General features: G+C 38.2%; 13 protein-coding genes. 10 read left to right on the forward strand and 3 right to left on the reverse strand.

Annotated features, from left to right (window positions below; translation table 11 throughout):
- Positions 1-2: 2 nt before the first annotated feature.
- The 3 genes from tyrR to bcsE all read right to left on the reverse strand — a co-directional run bounded on the left by tyrR (position 3) and on the right by bcsE (position 5,120).
- A complete protein-coding gene (tyrR, locus tag H5120_RS04420; protein WP_002958215.1) occupies positions 3-1,559 on the reverse strand; it encodes a transcriptional regulator TyrR in 1,557 nt (518 codons plus the stop codon).
- Between the two features lie 188 nt (positions 1,560-1,747).
- Entirely contained in the window at positions 1,748-3,328 is a 1,581-nt protein-coding gene (bcsG, locus tag H5120_RS04425) for a cellulose biosynthesis protein BcsG (protein ID WP_182673720.1), read from the reverse strand.
- A gap of 169 nt (positions 3,329-3,497) precedes the next feature.
- On the reverse strand, positions 3,498-5,120 hold the full coding sequence (gene bcsE, locus H5120_RS04430; RefSeq protein WP_182673721.1) for a cellulose biosynthesis protein BcsE: 1,623 nt from the start codon (positions 5,118-5,120) through the stop codon (positions 3,498-3,500).
- Between the two features lie 114 nt (positions 5,121-5,234).
- On the opposite strand from bcsE, the gene bcsR reads away from it, so the two are divergent.
- The 10 genes from bcsR (at position 5,235) to fahA (ending at position 23,444) form a co-directional block, all read left to right on the forward strand.
- Complete coding sequence (gene bcsR / locus H5120_RS04435; RefSeq protein WP_182670882.1) at positions 5,235-5,414, forward strand: BcsR/BcsP family cellulose biosynthesis protein; 180 nt, start codon at positions 5,235-5,237, stop codon at positions 5,412-5,414.
- A 32-nt stretch (positions 5,415-5,446) separates the two neighbouring features.
- Positions 5,447-6,163 carry a cellulose biosynthesis protein BcsQ gene (gene bcsQ / locus H5120_RS04440; protein ID WP_182673722.1) on the forward strand — a complete coding sequence of 239 codons (717 nt, stop codon included), beginning with the start codon at positions 5,447-5,449 and terminating at the stop codon, positions 6,161-6,163.
- 1 nt (position 6,164) lies between these two features.
- A complete protein-coding gene (gene bcsA, locus H5120_RS04445; protein ID WP_182673723.1) occupies positions 6,165-8,834 on the forward strand; it encodes a UDP-forming cellulose synthase catalytic subunit in 2,670 nt (889 codons plus the stop codon).
- On the forward strand, positions 8,827-11,073 hold the full coding sequence (bcsB, locus tag H5120_RS04450) for a cellulose biosynthesis cyclic di-GMP-binding regulatory protein BcsB (protein WP_182673724.1): 2,247 nt from the start codon (positions 8,827-8,829) through the stop codon (positions 11,071-11,073). Before bcsA ends, bcsB begins: the two co-directional genes overlap by 8 nt.
- Complete coding sequence (gene bcsZ, locus H5120_RS04455) at positions 11,073-12,203, forward strand: cellulose synthase complex periplasmic endoglucanase BcsZ (protein WP_182670878.1); 1,131 nt, start codon at positions 11,073-11,075, stop codon at positions 12,201-12,203. Before bcsB ends, bcsZ begins: the two co-directional genes overlap by 1 nt.
- Entirely contained in the window at positions 12,194-16,012 is a 3,819-nt protein-coding gene (locus H5120_RS04460; protein ID WP_182673725.1) for a cellulose synthase subunit BcsC-related outer membrane protein, read from the forward strand. Before bcsZ ends, H5120_RS04460 begins: the two co-directional genes overlap by 10 nt.
- A 247-nt stretch (positions 16,013-16,259) precedes the next feature.
- Positions 16,260-17,753, forward strand: coding sequence for a peptide MFS transporter (locus tag H5120_RS04465; protein ID WP_182673726.1), 1,494 nt, complete (start codon positions 16,260-16,262; stop codon positions 17,751-17,753).
- 147 nt (positions 17,754-17,900) lie between these two features.
- Positions 17,901-20,645 (forward strand): metallophosphoesterase, encoded by a 2,745-nt coding sequence (locus tag H5120_RS04470; protein ID WP_182670876.1) that lies wholly within the window; start codon positions 17,901-17,903, stop codon positions 20,643-20,645.
- Positions 20,646-20,948: 303 nt separating this feature from the next.
- Entirely contained in the window at positions 20,949-21,995 is a 1,047-nt protein-coding gene (gene hppD, locus H5120_RS04475; RefSeq protein ID WP_149594251.1) for a 4-hydroxyphenylpyruvate dioxygenase, read from the forward strand.
- A 135-nt stretch (positions 21,996-22,130) separates the two neighbouring features.
- Entirely contained in the window at positions 22,131-23,444 is a 1,314-nt protein-coding gene (gene fahA / locus H5120_RS04480; RefSeq protein ID WP_182673727.1) for a fumarylacetoacetase, read from the forward strand.
- Positions 23,445-23,465: the final 21 nt, after the last annotated feature.

Raw genomic sequence — 23,465 nt, forward strand, 5'->3', positions numbered from 1 at the left:
AATTACACTTTTACTGTTTTTCGATTAATCCCGTAATCACGTAACTTATTAGCTACAGCGGTGTGACTTAGGCCCAATCGCTTAGCTAACTGACGTGAGCTTGGGTAAGCGGGGTAGAGTTTGCGAAGTAAAGTCGCCTCAAAACGTTTAACAGCTTGATCTAGTGAGCCTTCAAAATCAGACTCTAAATACCCTAAATCATGAGTAAAAGTTGGTAACTGCAAATGCTCTACGCGAAGCTCGCTATCATCTAGTAACGACACTGCACGGTAAATTGCATTTTCCAGCTGACGTACATTTCCAGGCCACGGGTACTCTTGTAAAAAGCTTAAACATTCTTGTGATAAAACAGGAATTGCATGACCATTTTGTTGCGCATATTTTTGAATAAAATGCTCTGCAAGTGGTCCTACATCTGCTTTTCTATCTCTTAGTGGCGCTATTTCTAAAGTAAGCACGTTTATACGGTAATATAAGTCTTCTCTAAAAACCCCTTCTTGTACCATTGCAGGTAAGTCTTTTTGAGTAGCGGCAACAATACGTACATTTACTTTAACTTCGTTCTCATCGCCTACTTTTCTAAACGTACCATCTTGTAAAAAACGCAGTAACTTAGTTTGTAGTTGAGTCGACATTTCGCCAACTTCATCTAAAAATACAGTTCCACCATCAGCTTGCTCTAATACACCACGCTTTGGCGCTGCGTTTTCTTCGTACCCGGCATAACCAAATAATTCAGACTCAGCAACATCATCAGGAAGTGAAGCACACGACAGCGCAATAAAAGGCTTAACAGAGCGATTAGATGCGTAATGGCACGCTCTAGCTAATAACTCTTTACCTGTGCCGGTTTCACCAGTAATCAAAATAGGGGCTTCTAGTTGCGCCATTTTGCGTGCTTCGCGCACAACTCGGCGCATTGCCGTACTAAAGTTATGAATAGTAGCAAAGCTTTCTTGACCGTAGCGTCTAAATGCACTGACCTGCTGCCCTAAGCGGCTTTGCGATTTAATGTTAATAACCGCACCCGCAAGCACATCACCTTCACTACCTTGAGGGACTGCAATTGGTAAAATGTCTGCAATAAAATCCTCACCCGCCACTTCAACGCGTGTGGTTTGCCCGAGCACTTCTTTACCTTCTAGCCAACGTGTAAAGTTAAAGCCTTTAAGTAAGTTATTAATATTTGCACCAATAACTTCTTTTTCAATTAACTGTAAGTCCTTACATGCTGCATCGTTGCATAAGCGTACCCAACCTTTAGCATCAATAGAGATAACGCCATCAGGCAATGCGCGTAGCAAAGTATTTAATTCGTTGTGTTCACGCTCTGATGGTAAAAACGCAGTGGTACGCACGTCATGTACGCCGTCGATTAAACGTATCGATGGCATAATTTTTTGAAATTGTTCAAATTCTATTTCGGGAAAACTTACGTACATACGACAATTTACAGAATCAACTTCAATTCCTTTTAGATCAACGCTGTAGTTAACTAATATATTAAGGATTTCTTGAGCAATACCAATTCGATCAGCACAGTGAATATCTAGACGCATACATCCTCAAAGAAGGAAAAACTATATTAGCTGAATAATACGCTAAGTCGCTTTGAGAAGGTAGCTTATTGTAAACATTTTTGGACAAAACAGACAGCGAAAGCGATAAGTTGAAATGTAATTAAATGAAGAAAAGTAGCACTGATATTTAACTATATCAGTGCTATTTGTTAAATCTTATTATGTGACTACTTACCTTGTGGGTAAGCAGACCAATCACCACCATCTAATTGTATAAATGGTCTTTGGTTAACATACATCATTATTGTGCCTTCGTTTTCAGCAACCTTAGGTGTTGTAGGTAGGTTTTCAAGCAAATTAGCAACACTATTATTCCCACCAAATACATCAGTTTGCAGCGCCTTACTTACCAGCTCTGAAAGCGCAAAGTAACTTGTTGAATCATCAACCACAATTTGCGAGTAGTTTTGTACGTTTGGGCCTATAAATTTAATTGCTACAGGTACCGACACAATTGCTGGGCTTGGGATTTCACGTAAACCTGCAAACTGTACTTTGTCACCTTTTAAATTAGCGCCGTGTTCAGGCACTATCATTAACATAACGTTGCGGCCGCGTTTTTCTAATTTTTTTACAAATTGGTTAATATCAGCAAACAAGTTTTTATGTCTGATTGGGTATGTCTCTTTACTATTAACCCTTGGTTGATTCTCTAGCTGATTACCATCATGTAAACTTGTGGTGTTGTAGTACATCGCACATGGCTTACAATCTTCAGCTTGCTCTAACCAACCATCCAGCACAGCTTCATCTGAGTAAATAGGACTATTATCAAAACCTCGTAGCGCCACTGGCATTGAATCGATATTAAATGGCGTACTATCTAGGCCACCGTACTTATTTATTAAACCTTTAAACTCATCAAAATGTCCGTCGTGATTCATCACAACATTATTTTGATAACCTAGTTTCTCTAGGTTTTTAAACAAGTGGCATTGTTCAGGTGCCTCTTTAAATAATGCTGTTTGACTCGTTTGGCCACAACTAGCGCGCAGCAGTCTTACCGCAGCGGGTCCACTGTATGACGTAGCCGAGTTAAAGTCTGAAAACACCACATCAAAGTCTTTATACATATCAGTAACACTTACACCAATAGCATTTAAATCAGCAACAGCCATTGAGCATATGTTCAAAATAATTACATCAAACAGCTCACCATTCACTTGGTTTGGAAAGTGGCTCATTAGTAAGCTTTGTTGTTGATAAAAATCAGCGAGCTTTTGATCGGGAGATTGCGCTGCCTGAGTGATCACTTGCGTTTGAGGATTACTTTGATTTTGAGTAACCGGTTCAGGGTTAGCCACATTATTAACGAATTGTGATTGTGAGTTATCTCCTTGCCACCCTACAACTAACAGCCCAACAATAGTCACGGTTGTAAAGCGTATCCATTGCGATGTATACCAAAAACACACACTAATTACGAACAAAGCCAACAACATATCAACGCTAATAACTCGGGTTAATAGCTCGATAAAGTAACCAAAACTAAAATCTTGAACGTTACCTGCTTGTTTAGTCAACCTGTTTATTGGTGGCAACCATGAGTCTTGATAAAGTAATACCACAGCAAACACAGCACCTAGTATATGTTTTGCCTTCTCTATTAATGGCTGTTTAAATTTAATCGCAAGCAATGCAGCAAAAGCGGCATTAGTTAGTACGTTAAAATCAATTGCACCGTAATAAAACAGAGCAAACTTAACTAAAAAATAAAGGTTCCAAACCCCTAAACCTGATAATTTCACTGCTTATCCTTTTTTACTGTATTTGGTGTATAAGGCTCTAGTACTTCATGTTTAAAAGTAAGCTTATAATAATATTTTGTTATTTGAGATAAAATGTATTTGCCTAGCATACAAAGCACCGCGCCAAGCACCATTGCAAGAAACACGGTAATTAAAAGCTGATTCATACTCATAAGTTATCTCTTAGTTTCATTATAAAAGGCTTAGCATCTGGGCGGCTTTTACTAGAAAATTCTGGGGTGTTAATATTTTCAGTAACGCTATTTGCTATATCAGGTGCAAATTTATAGCTATCATTCTCAGCAAGTTTTTGCGAGAAATCTACAACACTCTTACTTTTATAAAATCGCCTTAACTGTTTACATTCTTGTTGAATGTAAAAGTGGTCAGAAATTATATTTTGCTGTACAAAAAAATCACTCGTTTTTAATTTAAACAAATGCTTAATTGCATTATCAACGTCATTTTCTCTACAAGCATGCAAATATAAATAAACTGTATTATCTGCAATGCTAAATACATCACCTTCGCGCTTAATATGAAATAAATGCAAAGGATGAATAGGGTCAATTCTTGGTAGTAGCTCAAGTTTCACTAGCACACCACTAACACCTAAATTAACGGCTGAGTCACTATGAATTTCTACTTGTTTCGTAAACTCGATGAAAGGTAAATATCCTTTCGAAAAGGTATTTTCAGTGTATTTTAAAACATCCTCAACTGAGGAAGGTAAAGGCCTTGAAAACTTAAAACCTTGAATAGATTGCACTTGTGAAAGCAAACGCGAAGGCTCTGAAAAGCTATACAAAATCAGATTTACACCCAAGGTTAAAAATAAGCACTCATCTTGATGGCGAATAACACCATCAACATTTTGAATAACAAGCTTTAACCATCGTCCGCAGTTTTTTCTAAGTTCAAAACACTGCTTACCCAATAGCGCCAAATCGGTGTAACGCGTAACTGCAAAAATTAAGGTGGCTGCTTCTACTTTTGGGCCTTTATTAAATAAATCATTATTATCTTTTACGCTTTTATAATGCATCGGTAACTTAGTACCTTCGGGCACAGCACTTTGCACGAGCCAGACATCGTCTTCATCGGAAAAGTCTGAGTGTTTAAGTGTTTTACTTTCGCTTGGCGTTCCAGTTTGAACAACAAACTGATTACCACTTAATAATAATTGGTAATGTTCACCAGCAATAACCCCCCTACTGTGACGCCAATAATCATATTCAAGTACTCGAACCGCAGAGTCGTTATCAACAAATACCAGCCCATCAAATACATTGTTTAATCGTCTAAATAAAAAGCGATAATTTGCAATATCAGGTCCCGAAATTAAAAATAATAATGTAGCTCCCGTACTACGAACAAAATCGTTGTACTGCCTCATCATCAGCTCTAAGCTTTTCTCGTCAGTACTGCTTAACTGTGCTGTATTAAAATGAACAAAAATAAGCGCTTTGTTTAGGCGTTTATAAGCACTTATTTCTTTTATAATACCTGAATTAATTTTCTCTATAGAATGATTCTGCGTTTCTGAGGCCAACGAAAAAGGGTGTACTCTATTATGCTTATAAGCATAATTTAACGATGCAGAAAAAGAAGAATCAAAAAATGATTCAACCTCTTGGGAAACTATATATATATCATTAACCAAGCTTTGGTTAATTGAATGTAACGCCAATTCGATTACAAAATTGTCTAAAGGGGCTAAAACAGCATAACTTGAAGCCGATTTTAACTCTTTTGCAGCAGGCTCTAATCCCGTTATGTTAAAGTTATGCACTTAAAACGCCCTATAAAAAATACTTTTTTACTAGTTTTAACCGTTATTCTATATATAATAGCCAAATATTGTCCACTTTTAATCAAAATAATTAAAGTAACTGTAAAGGTAATAATGAATAACTTGACGCCTAAAAACTCACAAACGTTAACATCAAGTGACATAGAAAACCTTGCACTACGTTTTGGTGGAAAGAGTGATGACTACATAGAAATTGTAAACAAGCAGCAAAATAATAATACAATTAATAAGTACGCATTACTTAAAGAAATAAACAACGAACTAAACATATAAGTTAGTTCAATTAAAGATAGGTAAAACATCCGTTGCAAAGAGTTTTCGTTAAAGGTATCAAAGGCGGTTTAGGCACTACCTCTGTGGTTGCAAATTTAGCGTGCGTGCTAAAAAAGTCTGATGTTGACGTTATTGCAATCGATCTAGATGCAAAAAGTGACCTAGGTTTACATTTTGGCTTGCCATGGAAATATACCAAAGGCTGGAGTAATGAAGCGAGCTTTGAAGATGCACTTGTGCATTTTCATCAAGATGACGATGGCATTATATTTTTACCATATGGTGACAGCACTGATACTAGCATCGATAACATCACTAAAATGGTAAATAGATGCAAAAACCTAAATTATAGCCAAGAAGCGTGGGTAATTTTTGACTGCCCTGCACATATTAACCTTCCCCACTATCCGTTAGAGAAAAACGATATTGTAATTGAACTGGTTAATTGCGACGCTATTTGTCACAGCTTAATTTATAGACGCCTACAAACACTCAAAAATTCAGATACTGATTGGAAGCATTACTTTTTAGTTAACCGCTATAATTCTGCATCTACGCTAGAATTTGACTTGTTTTCTCTTTGGCAATCTACGCTCCCCCTTATGGCTCCGTTTTTTATCAACAGTGACGAAGTTATTAAAGAGTCAACCGCATACAGAAATGTAGCGCTTAATTGTGCGCCATATAGTGTCGCAAACGATGACTTTGAAACACTAGCTGGTTGGCTAGTTAGTAAAGCGACCTTATAAAATGAGCATTACATTATTTTATCAGCGCCCTATTCACAGCACTTTATACTTGCTGCTGAGCATTTTATTTACTGATAAGTTAGTCCGGTACATTTTATTTAAGTTTCATAGCTACTTTAATCAACATAAAGTAAATGTTATTGAAGCTTTTTTAATGCCTTTTATTACTCTTTTAAGCTCACTGTTTATAAATATTAAAAAGCACAAAATCAGCTTTGAATATACCCTTTATGACTACTACCCTCATTTAAGGTTGCCTTACCGAACCTACATTTACTCAAATATATTACGCTTTATTATACAAAGTGTTTTTTTAGTGTTTTTTAAAAACCAGCTTAAATCTAGTTCTGTAAAAGATGATGCTGTTAATTATTTTTATGATGGTGTTAGCTACCTTTTAAGGCAATTACGTTGGTTTGATTTAAAGCTAGGTAGATTGTTAAAGCGCTTACTATCAAAAAACAAAAAAGGCCCTAAAAAAAGTGCGTTTAAAACCATGGCGGATGCGCGTGTATGGCAAAATAAACTAGTCAAATACGTTATTATCGCGTTTATTCTATTTTTATTAGCAATATTTATTACAATTCCTTTTAGCTTGGAAGCTCAAGCCGTTTTTATAAGCTTTATTTTACTAGTTGCGTATGCGCTTAAACGAGTAAAAGGCCAAATGGCAACCATTGTCATGATTACTCTGTCAGTAACCACGTCTTCTCGTTACTTGTGGTGGCGTTACACTGAGACTTTAAATTGGGATGATCCACTTGCACTTGCACTAGGTGGTGGCTTATTACTTGCTGAAACGTATGCCTGGCTTGTACTGATTTTAGGTTTTTTCCAAACAATTAACCCGCTTGAGCGAAAACCAGTGCCTTTACCAAAAAACACTGACTTATGGCCAACAGTAGATGTATATATTCCAACTTATAATGAGCCATTAAGCGTTGTAAGGCCCACTACTCTGGCTGCTTTAAGTATCGATTGGCCTGCAGATAAACTAAATGTTTATATATTAGATGATGGTAAGCGCCCAGAGTTTAAGGAATTTGCAGAGGAAATTGGAGTAGGCTATTTAGCTCGTTCGGATAACAATCATGCTAAAGCCGGCAATATGAATAGCGCTATGCGTTATACCGATGGCGAATATATCGCAATTTTTGATTGTGACCATGTCCCTGCTCGCTCATTTTTGCAAATGACGATGGGACAGTTTTTAAAAGATAGTAAAGTGTGTTTAGTGCAAACACCGCATCACTTTTTCTCTGCAGATCCGTTTGAGCGCAACCTTAACAACCATAGTCAAATTCCTAACGAAAACATGTTGTTTTATGGGCTTATTCAAGACGGAAACGACATGTGGGATGCGACCTTCTTTTGTGGCTCTTGCGCCGTATTAAAACGAGCTGCGCTTGATGATATTGGCGGTTTTGCATTTGAAACAGTAACGGAGGATGCTCACACGGCACTTCGTATGCAGCGCGCTGGTTATAAAACTGCTTATATAAATATTCCACAGGCAGCAGGTCTTGCAACCGATAGCCTGTCAGCGCATATAGGTCAACGCATTCGCTGGGCGCGTGGTATGGCGCAGATATTTAGACTTGATAATCCATTAATGGGTAAGGGTTTAAGCATTCCTCAACGATTATGCTACATAAACGCAATGCTGCACTTTTTATCGGGTATTCCTCGTATTGTATTTTTAACAGCCCCTTTAGCGCTAATATATTTTAATGCATACATAATTTATGCCCCATTTTTAGCTATTTTTATTTATGTAGTGCCGACATTAATTCAAATAAAAGCGACTAACTCACGTATTCAAGGTAAATACCGTTACTCCTTTTGGGGTGAAGTGTATGAGTCAGTACTTGCTTGGTACATATTAAAACCAACCACCGTTGCTTTATTTAATCCTAATAAGGGTAAGTTTAACGTAACCGAAAAAGGTGGTTTAAATGATGAAGAGCATTACGATTGGGGTATTTCTAAACCGTATCTAATTCTCTTACTTATTAATTTACTTGGTATATTAGTGGGCGTATTACGTCTATTTTTAGGTGACCCAAGCCAGATTGGCGTACTTATAATAAGTATGGGTTGGGCTTTTTATAATATTATAATTTTAGGTGCTGCGGTTGCTGTTGCAGCTGAAGCTCGTCAAGTGAGGCACTCGCATCGTATAAAGGCAAACTTTCCTGCCGGCGTTCGTTTAGCAAATGGCCATACTTTGAAAGTAAAAATAACGGATTATTCAGATAACGGTGTAGGCATAGAGACAGATCACGCGCATTTATGTCGTGTTAACGATAAAATTGAATTATTAATGAGTCGCGGTAATAAGCAGTTTTCGTTTACAACGTATGTATGTAATACCCGCAAAAAACAAATTGGCCTCACACTTAAAGATTTATCTCTCGAAAAACAGAGGGCTTTTATACAATGTACCTTCTCAAGAGCAGATGCTTGGCTAGATTGGCAAAATAACTTTAGACATGACCGTCCATCGTATAGCTTCAAAGAAGTACAAAAAACCAGTTTACGGGGCTTTAGTAATTTATTATTTCATGCTCCAAGAGCGTTACAACCTGTTATTAAGTTAATGACTAATATTGTCATTTACATAAATTCATTTACTCCAAAAAAACCGATAGTGCATAATAATTATGATTAAAAAGTTACTTAATACATTTCTAACATTGTTACTTATTAGTAGCGCATATAAAGTGCTCGCTATCGAGCCTATGCACGACAAAACCCTGTTTATAAATGGCTACCCTGAGAGTGCTCAGGTTTCTAGTTTACGCCTTAGCTTTGAAAAGTTAGGATTCAACGACTATAAACTCGACGGCGTGAATAATAACTCTCGTGTCGATTTCACAAATAGAATTGATAAATTAAGCACTAATTTAAAGCTTAACTTTTCGTATACTAATTCCCCTTCATTGCTGGCTAATGTATCGCACTTAAAAGTTTATTTTAACGATAACTTAGTAACAGTATTACCTATTAACGAACAACTAAGTGTTGTAAAAAATACGGTAAGTCATAGCCTAGACCTAAATGCTAAATACATTCAAGACTACAACCAAATCCGCTTTGAACTAGTTGGTTACTACGATTTACGATGCCAAGATTACTTTAGCCGCTCAATTTGGACTGAAATAAACAAATCAAGCCACATAACGCTTGATCAAAAACAGTTAGCAATTGATAGTCGCCTTGAATATTTACCAGAGCCATTTTTTGATGCTAAAGATTACAACAAATTAAACTTACCTTTTGTATTTGCAAGCACACCAAATACACAAGCAATAGAAGCTGCTGCCACTTTATCTAGTTGGTTTGGCGCGCAAGCAGACTGGCGTGGCGCTAACTTTCCCGTAGTTTTAAATAAAGCACCAGAGCAGCACAGTGTGGTGTTTATTACTAATGACTCAAAACCTGATTTTTTAAAAGATTATCCAGATGTTGAAAAGCCAACCGTCGAGCTAATTTCAAGTCCGATTCACAGATACAATAAAATGCTGCTAATTTTGGGGCGTGACGAAAAAGACTTAAAAACAGCGGTTACTGGTCTTGTATTTGGTCATAAAATTATGACTGGCCGAAGTGCAAGCATCGAAGCAATTAACAAACTCCCACTGCGTAAAGCTTATGATGCGCCGAGATGGCTCAGAAACGATCGTCCCGTGCACTTTGACGAGCTTATTGACTACCCGACTCAGTTACAAGCTGAGGGTCTTAACAACGGCCCTATAAAATTAAATGTTCGTTTTGCACCGGATTTATTTACTTGGCGTGAAAAAGGGATTCCTATTACTTTGCAATACCGTAATACCCCAGAGAGCGAAACATTAAATTCACGTTTGAACATGCTAATAAACCAAGAATTTATAAGTGGTTTTTTACTTGATAAAAAAGACACATCGTTAACTACCGCTAAAACGTTGCTGCCTTTAATTGCTAATACAGACACAACGCAAAGCGCTGAAGACTTTTCATTAGACGGTATTAATCTTGCCAGCCGAAATGAGTTAAATTTTGACTTTAGATTTGCAGTACTTAAAAAAGGCGAATGTGCCGTTGCTCCACCTGGTGGCGAGTACGGGGTAATTGATGGAAACTCTAACATTGATGTAAGTGGGTTTGATCATTACATGGCTTTACCTGATTTAAATGTATTTGCAAACAGCGGATTCCCATTTACAAAATACGCAGACTTACAACAAACTTTAGTATTGATAGATGAAGTTCCATCACCTAAAGCACTATCTGTATTGTTTAATTTAACAGGCCACTTTGGTGCTATTACAGGCTACCCCGCTCATAGAATAAGTGTTGCTCATTTAAACGAAGATGCCAACTTAGATGATAAAGACATCTTAGTAATCGCAAAACCTAATAGCATTGCTAATAACTTAGATGAAGATGCGCAAACCAATATCCTGCTTGACAATAATCAGCGCGCTATAAAACAAGCCATATACAATGGTGCTTACGATGAGCAGACAACAGATAAAGTCCAAGTAAGTATAAAAAGTAGTGGTGATATGGCCGTTATTACTGGCTTTCAATCACCGTTTGATTCAGAGCGTTCAATTGTATCGCTTAGTGCAACATCACAAAAAGCCTTTACTCTACTTGATGATGCGTTAATGAGTTCAGAAGCTCTTGCGCAAATTAAAGGCAGTGCTGCGGTCATAAATTCTCAAGGCATTAAAACAATTAAAACTGATGAGCAATATTTTGTTGGTCACATTCCTGTGCATACCCTAATTTGGTTCCATTTATCGGATCACCCATTTGTACTGGCACTATTGTCTATTTTAACACTACTGTTGATCTCATTTATAATATGGCGATTACTGCAAGCATTAACATACAAGCGATTAGCTGAAGGAGATAAGTAATGAAGTCACTCATTAATGTATTTTTTACCGTGATTGCATTATTTACCTTTAATGCCAATGCACAAATAGAGCAATGCCAACCATGGGATGCATGGCAAACGTTTAAAAGTAACTTTATAAGCCAAGATGGTCGCGTTATTGATTTGGGGAGTGAGCAAAAAGTCACAACCTCTGAAGGCCAATCTTATGCCTTATTTTTTGCTGTTGTAGCAAATGACAAAGCAATGTTTGACTTAGTGCTTGATTGGACGCAAGAACATTTATCAGAAGGTGATTTAAGCACTCGTTTACCGGCATGGCAATGGGGTGTTAATAATCAAAATGTTGGCGGAATTTTAGATTCAAACCCTGCGTCTGATTCAGACTTATGGATAGCATACAGCTTATCGCAAGCTGCTATTCTTTGGGATGAGCGCCGCTACAGCATATTAGCAGCTGTACTTGCACAGCGAATAATGCGTGAAGAAACCGCTTATATCTCGGGCCTAGGTTTATCATTACTACCCGCTCCTACAGGTTTTGAATTTGATAATAAACGTTTTAAGTTAAACCCGAGCTACTCACCATTATTTATTTACCAGCAGTTTAAAAAGCTCTACCCACACTCGCCTTGGCATCAATTACACGAAGGCTCAGCAAAGCTAATTTTAGATACAGCAAAGCAAGGTGTTAGCCCTGACTGGGTAATGTTTGATGCGAATAATGGCTTTTACTACGATAAAAAAACGAGCGACTTGGGCAGTTATAACGCTATTAGAGTGTATTTATGGGCAAGTATGATGGCAGACAACGCACCTTATAAAAAAGAGCTATTAGCGCAATTCAACCCTTTTATAGAAACAATTAATAAACGTGGTTACGTGCCTTTAAATACCTTTGCTAAATCTGGAAAATCTGAAAAAAGAGGCCCTTTAGGCTTTAATTCAGCTTTGTTACCTTTACTGGCGACTAATAACGATAACTCTACGGTAATGGCGATTCAGCAAAAACTAATGATTGATAAATCATTTACCCAGACTCGTTATTACGACAGCGTGCTTAACTTGTTTGGTACAAGTGCTTTAAATAAGCGTTTTTCAATTACTGCAGATGGGACGCTACAACCGGTATGGAGCACTGAATGCCGTTAAGGTTTGCCCTCGCTTGCACATTAGCGCTTAGCTCTGGATTGAGCGCTAACACAGCCAACGATATTGATACGCAATCTGTTGAGTGGTTATTAAGCCAAATAAGTATTGGTGAAGCACAGCAAAATAAAAAACTAGTTGAAGATAGCTTACGAAAGCTAGTCGCCATTGCCCCTGCCCGGATAGAAACACAGTGCGCAGTAGCGCGTTATGATTTTGCCAATGGCGAATCTGCGAAAGCCAACCAGTTATTAAATAAAATAGATAATGGGCTTACCAAACAAACCCCGTGCGTTGAAAAACTAAAAGTACTTTCTCGTACTGAAGGTAAAGATAAATCTTCAATTCAAGAAGCTAAATTACTGGCTCGTGCGGGTCGTTATAAACAAGCTCGCGAAATCTATAATAATATTTTTAAAAACGTTTACCCTACATTAGATTACGAGCTTGAGCATTTAAGTTGGTATGGGCAAGACAGCGGCCAATGGGAAAGCGTTAAAAAAGGCTATGAAAAATTAGCTCAATACTACCCAAGTATCGCGCAAATAGAAGTCGCTTATGCACGCCACTTACTTAGGCGTAATCTGACAGATAAAAAAGCGATTGATATTTTAAGTAAATATGGCGCAGGCCCTACTTTTATTAATGAAGTAGAATATATTTGGCTTAGTGCTTTGCTAGAAATGCCCTTAACAGATGATACAGTTAAGCAGTATCAACGCTATTTCACGCTTTACCCTTTTAGTAGTAAGGGCGAATTACAATATCAAGATTTTCTAAAAGATTATAAAAAACGCCAAACACTGCTTGCCGATCCTGCCTATCAGCTTTGGGTTAGGGGCGATAGATTACTTGAGAAAAATAAACTTGCCGCCGCAGAGCCTCTGCTTTTAAAAGCCTTAAGAGGTCGTCCGCAAGACGGCGCTATAATGCGAAGCCTTGGCACACTCTATTTACGTCTTGGTGAAAACCAAAAGTCGTATCAATATTTTACTCGTGCGCAAAAATTTACAGCTGAGTTCGCCGAGCGTGAAACACTGCAAGAATTGGCAAAAACAGCTAAGCTTTGGCTTTATATTCGCGAAGCTAAAAATGCTATTAATAATAAAGAGTTTAAAACTGCTAAACTTAAGCTAGATTTAGCCGCTACCTTAGGGCAAGAAACTAATACAGTAATATATAACAAAGGTTTATTACAATTTGCTCAAGGGCAATATTCACAAGCTGCTCTTACATATCAAATTGTTTTAAAAAGTGATCCACTTAATAGGAGCGCTTTAATTGGTCTGCTTGAAATAGCTGAATTAGAACAAAATGAACAAGCCTTAACTTCTTTTTATAACAGCTTATCGTTTAATCAAAAAAAATTAGTTAAAGATTCATATTCTGTCTCTTTAAGCAGTCAGTACCGCGCAAAAGCTGATGCATTAACGCAGTCAGGCGACTTAGAGCTAGCCGAAAAAGTATTAAAAGATGCAATTGAAATAGCGCCTGAGCAGCCTTGGTTATATTACGATTTAGCCTTTATATATCAACAAAAAGGACTCACAGAAGAGGCCCGTACTTTATTTAATAATGTGCTGTGGCAGTTTCCGCTAAATCCTCAAATTCGTTATAGCCACGCGCTTTTTTTACGATCCCTTGATGATTATCAAGGTGCTATTAAAACATTGCAGTACATTCCATTTAAATCCAGAGATAAAGATATTATTGCGCTTGAACAACAGCTGCAACTTAATGAGTCTTTAACACAAAGTGAGCGCCACCTTGACGCTAAAGATAAAGCCACTGCAATCTATCATTTAAGTAACTTAGAAGCACAAAGCTTAACACCTGCCATGCAGGCTGAGTTATCGCGAAGCTGGTATCGAATCGACGAAAAAAAACACGCTATAAGACTTATAAACAAAGCACTGAAAGCTGAGCCTTCGCTTTCTCCTTATTGGCATACACTTTATGGTGAATGGCTTTTAGATCAAGGAGATGAAAATAAAACGAAGCAATGGTTTGAAAATTACACGTTACCAGAGAGCGCTACTGAAAACGAAAAAACTCAATATGTACAGCTACAAAATAGCTATATTACCGAGTATTATAATGGCAGTGATTTAATCGCTAAGCTTAACCAGCTGGATCAAAAATATAAAAATACTCCAGCAACAACAACTGCCCTTATTAATGCAAACTTAGCACTTGAACAGCGCGAAGCAGCGGTTATTTTGTATCAACAAAAAGTTCAAAACAAACAAACCATAGAGCCTCAAGCGCTTCTCGCTATTGCTAATGCATACATAGAACTTGGAGACGACTTTCAAGCAAAAGAAGTTACGCAAAAAGCGATTACGCAAACCACGCCGCAAGATGGTTACTTACAACGCCAAATCATGTCATCTCTTAATGAGTTTAATTACTCAGGGGATGCACTTTATTTAGCTAAACAACTTATTGAAAAGTCACCAAACGATCAAGAGTTACGTTATTTAGGCGCTCAAGTAGCCAGTAAGTTTAATGAAACCGAACAAGCACAATTTTGGTATGCACAAACCCTGTCACCTAATCGTACATTGAATGAAAAAGAGCTTTACGGAGCGCTTTTAAAAATAAATGAAAGCGATGAATGGTATGTAAACGGTGCTAAACGTGAGCTAATAAACGAGCAAAATAAAAACCAAGCCTACATTGCTATTGGTGTTAACTTTAGTGGGCAAACAAGTACCGAAAGTGAAGCAACACTTGGGGCAGGCTTAGTCCCGATTGAAGCTTACTTTCCACTTTGGCAAGGCCAAGGGTTTATTAAAGTAGACCCGACTACTATTAGCGCACAAACAACTCGCTTTGATGAGCAGTTCGCTGGTAGTCGCTACGGACAAGGTGCTTTATGTATTTTCACTTGTTCAGTCGATGAAGTGACACCAGAGGAAAATGGTGTAGATATAGGTATTGGTTGGCAAAACGAAAACTGGCGTGTAGATGTAGGCACTACCCCACTTGGCTTTTTAATTGAAGACTTTGTGTGGGGCGTAAATTACGCAGACAGTTTTGGCGACTTTGGATATAGCCTAGAACTTGAAAAACGCCCAGTTACGAGCTCAGTACTTTCTTATGCAGGCTTAAAAGATGTAAATACAGGTGAAGTTTGGGGTGGTGTACGCTCTACAGGTCTAACTGCTAATGTATCGCATGACTTAGGTGGAAAATGGGGTTTTTGGTCAAGCGCCGACTTTACCCTTTATAAAGGCCAAAATGTAAAAGACAACCAACGCTACCGTATGATGGGCGGTACTTATTACCGTGTAATTAGCAATCAAGAGCGTGAATTTACCGTAGGCGCTAGCTTATTACATTGGGCATACAAGTATAATTTAAGTGAAGAAACATGGGGCCATGGTGGTTATTACAGTCCACAAAACTATGTAGGCTTATCTGTGCCACTCACTTATGACGCGCGTTGGGGCGATGATTTTGTCTATCGATTAAAAACAGGTATTTCTTACTCGCAAACAAAAACTCAATCTATTGATTTCTTCCCTAACGATAGCGATTTGCAAATAGCTGCATATGATAGAGAGTCAATAACAGGTGTTGATCCTGTTTTTGAAGGTGAAACAAGTTCTGGTGTTTCATATAATCTTGAAGGTAGTTTTGAGTATAGAATAACGCCGAATTGGTTTTTTGGTGGCTACTTAGCCATCGATCGTTCTGACTTTTACGAACCAAACTTTGGTCAACTTTACATACGTTACTATTTTAACCCTGTGTACGGAACACTTGAGTTCCCAGGTACCCCTATTGTTCCTTATGCTGAGTTCTAACTTGGCATAAGGTGATACACCGCGCAATACTTCCCCTAGCACTAAGGTATATGTATACTTGTGCCCAATTGTAACTAGGATAAGGGTGTGTCTCTTACCTTCTGGTGTTACTACCATATAGCAAATCATTATCTTAGCTACAAATAATAAACTGATGGTCGAGCATTTTAGTATGACTAAATATTAAGATAGCTAAAGCAATAAATTATAAGGCCATTACAACAATTCTTAAAGTTAGGAAGTAAATATGAGTTCAGCTCCAGATAGTGGTTGGTTTGGCCACCCTAAAGGACTTTCGACATTGTTCTTCACTGAAATGTGGGAACGAATGAGTTATTACGGTATGCGAGCTATGCTCGTATTATTCATGACAGCAAGCTTACAAGAAGAAGGCCTTGCCTTTACTGTTGCATCAGCTGCTGCAATCTATGGTTTGTACACAGGCGCAGTATACTTTTTAGGCTTACCAGGTGGTTGGCTAGCTGATAGATTGTTTGGTGGTCAAAAAGCAGTTTGGTATGGCGGCATAATTATTATGATTGGCCATATTATTTTGGCTATTCCACATGATTATTCTTTCTTTATTGGCTTAATATTTGTAGCAACAGGTACTGGTTTACTAAAACCAAATATCAGTGCAATGGTAGGCCAATTATATAGCGATGCTGATGAGCGTCGTGATGGCGGTTACGCTATTTATTACATGGGTATTAACATGGGTTCTTTAATAGGTTACTACGTATGTGGTTACTTTATGGAGAACGTAGGCTGGCACTGGGCATTTGGTGCAGCAGCTGTAGGTATGGCTATTGGTTTAGTGCAGTACAAACTCACACTTAATAACTTACCAGAGCACGGCGCACTACCTGCTAATCCATTAGGTCCTAAAGGCACTTCACGCGCTTGGGGTGGTATTGCTGTATTTATAATTGCAGCTGCTGCAGTTACTACGGCTGCAATGACCGGCGCTATTGTTATTAATCCAACAGTGGTTGCAGGGTACGTAGCTATTGTATTTACTATTATCTTTTTTGTTTATTTTGGTGTTATTTACTTTACAGGTAATTTAACCGATGCCGAAAAACAAAGAATGTGGGCACTATTTTTAGTCTGTATTGCATCAGCATGTTTTTGGTCTGGCTTTGAACAAGCTGGTTCATCATTAAACTTATTTGCTCGCGACTATACTGATCGCCTTATTGGTACTTTTGAAATCCCTACAACGTGGTTTCAATCATTAAACTCACTGTTTATTATTGCTTTATCGCCATTTTTTGCAGCGCTTTGGATTAACTTATCTAAAAGCTTAGTATCACCTAGCTATAGCGTTAAGTGTGCAATTGGCTTAATTATCATGGCATCAGGCTTTTTAGTTATGTTTATGGCGGCTCATTACGCAGCTGAAGGCTTAAAAGTAGCGCCTTACTGGCTTGTTACTACCTACTTTTTACATACTGTGGGTGAGCTTTGTTTAAGCCCTGTAGCATTAAGTGCGGTAAGTAAGTTATCGCCTAAACGTTATACAGGTCAAATGATGGGTGTGTTTGTATTAACTTACTCAATCGGTAACATTATCGCAGGTTTACTTGCTGGTAATTTCGATCCGAATAATGTTGAAGAAATCCCTAACTTATACTTACAAATTGCATTATTTAGCATTGGTGTTGGTGTTGTTTTAGTACTAATGACCTTTAAAGCTAAAGTATGGGAAAAACAAGGGTTAGAAGAGAGAGTCTCTTAATTGTTGTTTACTTTAAATATAACAACATAACCGATATATTCCTCCATAGCGCCTATGGGGGAATTTTTTTTATTCAACTTTGCCCCACTCTCGTTAACTGATAATATGTCCTGATTGATTATTGAATAGACTCAGGGATAGCAGTATATGCATTTATTAACGTTATCACGTGCCGCTCGACTAGCATTTCTCCTCATTTTTTTATCTGCCTGTGGTGGCGGTGATGAAGTAACAGTAAATCCAAATGATCCTGTAGAGCCTGAGCCTAGTGGTTTAATTATTACCAACGCTAATGGCTTACAAACGTCATTAGATGAAGGTAACTTTACTATCAATGCCCCTGGGCAAGCCGTGACCAACGATACTGACATAACCTACGAAAAATTAGTCCTTGATGAGAGTAATCAAGCAAAAAATATCATTTCAGATATACATACGCTTACCCCAAGTACAGTTCAACTTTCTAGTCCAATGACAATCACTATAAAAATACCTGACGACTATGTATTAGGCGGCCAATTAACTCTTGCTCGTTTAAGCGGAGACTCTTGGTCAAGTATTACTAATTCAACGGTATCTCAAGGCTTTGTCAGCGCACAAGTAAACCAACTAGGTAGCTATGCAATAGAAGTGCAACGTACTGTTGCATTTTCTGATATTGGCCCAACCTGTGATGCTAATGCAACAGAGCAATCTGTGCGGTTTGTTCACGTTGCCGACATGCATTCTCGCTTTGGGTATCAAGAACAATATTTTAGCCGCATTAAGGCCTATTATAAAAAAGCGCTAAGCGAATCACCGCATACATTATTCACCGATGGTGGCGATGATTACGAAAAAGGGACCGTTGCAGAGCAAATATCACAAGGCTTAGCCTCTGATGAAACCGTAAAGCTAATGGCTTTTGATTTACGTGTTTTAGGGAACCATGACTATGCGTGGGGCCCTGAAAGGCTAATTGAGTTTTCACAAGACGATAATGCCATTGTACTTGCAAGTAATACCCGCTTTGAGGGAGAGCAAAATAAAAGCTTTGGCGGTGTCGACTTTGCTAAAGTACAGGTTGGCTGCATAACATTGGGTGTGTTTGGGATGACTTCAGTACCATGGAATGAACTTGACGAGCCGATTGAAAATGACCCTATTCCTGACTTTATAAAACAATTTAAAATGAGTTGGCAATGGCAACAAATCGCACAAAGTATTGTAAGCCAATACCGCGAGGATGTTGATTACATGGTTATGTTAAGCCATTTAGGCAAAGGAACTGATGTTGAGATAGCAACCAATGTACCCGGCATAGACTTAGTACTTGGCGGGCATACTCATGGTGGTGAGGATTTTATAGAGCTTGAGAATAATGCTTTAGTTATTCAGCCCGACTTTTATGCACGCGGAGTCACCGACTTAAATTTAGTATTTGATACAGCCGATAAAACACTAAGTCGTTACGATTATCAACATGTGGATACGCGAACATCTATAGAACCTGACGAAGAAACCAAGCTCGCTATCGATGAAATAATGGGCAGATATGCACCCGATGCTGATACAGAAATTGCCATTTCAGAAAACTACCCAAGTAGCTTTGAAGTTGCAGAAATAACAGCACTTGCAACTAAACATTCAAGCTCAATTAACGCAGCGCTGCTTAACCCTGAACTTGTACAAAAAAGATGGACGCCAGGAACTGTTACACAAGAAGATTTTCACAAAGCATTTTATGTTGAAAGACAGCCTTCAAACACACCAGGCTTTAATTCACTGTATCAAGTAACCGTTACAGGCAATGATTTAAACACGATGATTGCCAGCCAACCCGATTGGTTTGTGTTAAAGCCAGAAGATATTCAAGTAACGACAAATTATAATGTCGCTTTATTTAAAGGTGCGGCACTTAATCCAGATTTATTTTTTAGCAGTGTTACTTTTAATGATGTAAAGCCAATTGCCGAAGCATGGTGGCTACTTGATCAGTACGCACGCTTTAGAACAACTCAATGTCTTCACCTTGATACAGACACACAGCTTAATGCTTGCCAAAATGTTGCAAATATAACAACTTGGAACTTTGACGATCCAACAAACCCACTAATTCCAGACTCAGGTCCATCGGTTTTAAGCTACTTTGACCCAGAAAATGATGGTTGGGGCCCAGAAGATACACGCTATGAGACAACCACAGATCTTAATATTGCCGATTTAACTGATGGCCCTTCTGGTGTAATGGCTTTTACTCGTCACTCTCCAACAGAAGGCCTATTAATTACGTTAAACACAGCTGCAAATGGTGATTTTAAAGATGACGGATTAGTGTCGGACTACACAATAGTTATGGATATAAACTGGCCATTGGAAACAAACGACATTTACCGCGCAATAATCCAAGCCGATACCGAAAACTACGATACAGATGACGCAGATATATTTGCAAGCCCAGACGGTGGGTACGGTGAAGCAACCAGCAGTAGTGGATACTTTGGTGATACTCAGCCAGGTAATTGGCATCGTATTGCCTTTGTATTCTATGCCGCACCAACAAATGGCGTATTTGAAATATACGTAGATGGTGAACTCGAAGGTGTCAAAGAGGAAGGCGAGATAAACCGTCGTTGGGCACTTGATAAAACAATCCTGTTATTTACAGATAACAACTACGAAACCCGACCTGGTTACTTAAATGCATTACTCTATGCAGGACGTGCTATGACCAGAAATGAAATTAAAAGTATGGGCGGCGCACAACAAAAGCTGTCTTTTGAGCAACCGACGCGAGTGTTAAATCAAACGATTGAACGTCACTATCAAGCTGCGCCAGCGATAAAAACAAACCAATGGATTGAGCAACGTAACAAGTTCTTTGGTAGCAACTCTAAAAGTGTAAATAATTAAATACAACTAAGCTTTTACTCGTTCATTCTAAAAGGAGGTTTCACGCAGGTGAACCCTCCTTTTTGTTATTTAAAAACAACACGTTAATAATAAAAACCACTATTCAATCCTATGCCATATAACTTCATCTTATTTAACTGTATTACAAACACGTAACTTTATAATAACCGTCCTATAAAATTTACACATGCACTACATACTAAATAGTGCCCCCCTCTTCCCCAAATTAAAAATCTGGTTGATTATCTACTGCAATATGACAACAACACATAATCGCAGTGCTTAATTGCGGGAGTAATAATAATGAGTGAAGTAAATAACTATTTAGGTTTAGTCGGTATTGAATTTACCGAGTACGCAACACCTGATGCTGATTATATGGATAAAGTATTTACTGATTTTGGCTTCTCTAAGCTTAAAAAATTCAAAGGTAAAGACATTGTTTATTACAACCAAAACGATATTCACTTTTTACTGAATAACGAGCGTGAAGGTTTTTCTGCAGAATTTGCTAAAAGCCATGGTCCTGCTATTTGTTCAATGGGTTGGCGTGTTGAGAATGCGCAAAAAGCATTTGAAACAGCTGTAGAACGTGGTGCAAAACCAGCGACAGACTCAACGCATAAAAATATGCCTTACCCTGCAATTTATGGGATTGGTGACAGCCTAATTTACTTTATTGAGCAATTTGGCGACAAAGGCACTATTTACGAGAGTGATTTTGAAGACTTAGAAACGCAAAATGTTGTAGAAGATAAAGGCTTTATCCGAATCGATCATTTAACCAATAACGTTTATAAAGGCACCATGGAAAAATGGGCTAACTTTTATAAAGACGTATTTGGTTTTACTGAAGTACGCTACTTTGACATTAAAGGTCAAAAAACAGCGCTTATCTCCTATGCACTAAAATCACCTTGTGGCACCTTCTCTATTCCAATAAACGAAGGTAAAGGTAACGATAACAACCAAATTGATGAATACCTTGGTGAGTATAACGGCCCAGGCGTTCAACATTTAGCATTTTTAACAGATGACTTAGTAAGCTCTCTTGATAAGCTGGATAAATCAACAATTGCCACACTCGATATAATCCCAGAGTACTACGATACTATTTTTGACCGTGTACCTTGGGTTGCTGAAGATAAAGAAAAAATTCGTCAGCATCAAATACTCGTAGATAGCCAAAGTGAAAATTGTTATTTATTACAAATTTTCTCTAAAAACTTATTTGGTCCAATCTTTATAGAAATGATCCAACGCGTTGATGATGGTGGCTTTGGTGAAGGTAACTTCCAAGCACTATTTGAATCAATCGAACGTGACCAAGAGCGTCGCGGCGTTTTATAAGATATTTGAGTAAATTAAAAGCAGCGAACTTCGCTGCTTTTTGTCGTTTTAATATTTAAAAAGTATGGCGCCAAGTACAAGTATGATTAAATAAACTATACCTGTCGCCATACAGTAAAATCCAAAGGAAATGTAATGAGCCTAATTAACGAAACCCATGATATTAATTTAACCAGCTGGGTAGAATCAGCTAATGTTGATAATTGCGACTTCCCGATTCAAAACTTACCGTTTGCAGAATTTCGTCGTAAAGGATCTGATGAGGCCTTTCGTGGTGGTGTTGCAATTGGTGACCAAGTAATCGATTTAGCAAAACTAAGTAAATTAAACGTTTTAACAGGTGACGCTAAAACAGCCGCAGATGCAGCAAGTGAAGCAACCTTAAATACATTTATGGGTTTAGGGAAGCAGTATTGGTCAGCCCTTCGTTTAGCCCTTTCAAAAGCACTACGAGCAGGCTCTGATCACCTACAAGCGCTTAGCGATACATTAATTGCACAGTCTGATATAGAGTTTTCACTACCTTGTCGTATCGGTGATTACACCGACTTTTACACTTCTATTTATCATGCTACCGCTGTGGGCAGTTTATTTCGCCCTGATAACCCATTACTACCTAACTATAAATGGGTACCTATTGGTTATCATGGTCGATCTTCATCTATTGACGTATCGAGTCAAACATTTCATCGCCCTAAAGGTCAAACTAAAGCGCCAGATGCAGAAGTACCATCATTTGGTCCGTGTAAGCGCCTTGATTACGAACTAGAAGTCGGTATTTACTTAGGTAAAGGCAATGCACTGGGCGATGCAATCGCTATCGAAAATGCTGAAAACCACGTATTTGGCTTTTGTGTATTTAACGATTGGTCAGCACGTGACTTGCAAGCGTGGGAATATCAACCGCTTGGTCCATTTTTAGCTAAAAACTTTGCCTCAACGGTATCGCCTTGGATTGTAACAACCGAAGCATTAGCGCCTTATAGAACAAGCTGGACACGTGATGAAAACGATCCACAGCCTATGGACTATTTAGAATCAAAAGCAAATCGCGACCAAGGTGCTTTTGATATTCAAATGGATGTTAAAATTCAAACGCAAAAAATGCGTAGCGAAGGCCATAACCCAACGCGCGTATCAACATCTAGCTTTAAGCACTCTTACTGGACTGTGGCACAAATGGTTACTCATCACACAGTAAATGGCTGTAACTTTATGCCAGGTGACATGCTAGGTTCGGGCACTCAGTCGGGTCCAACGCATGAAGAAGCAGGTTCATTACTTGAGCTTTCTCGTGGCGGTAAAGAAAAAATCACGCTAAGTAATGGCGAACAACGTAGCTTTTTAGAAGATGGCGATAACGTTATTATGCGTGGCTGGTGTGAAAAAGAAGGCTATGCACGTATAGGTTTTGGCTCTGTAGAGAGTACTGTACTGCCGGCAAAATAATACGCATATTAAAAAATTTAT

Source organism: Pseudoalteromonas sp. SR43-2, from assembly GCF_014163885.1.
GTDB lineage: Bacteria > Pseudomonadota > Gammaproteobacteria > Enterobacterales > Alteromonadaceae > Pseudoalteromonas > Pseudoalteromonas distincta.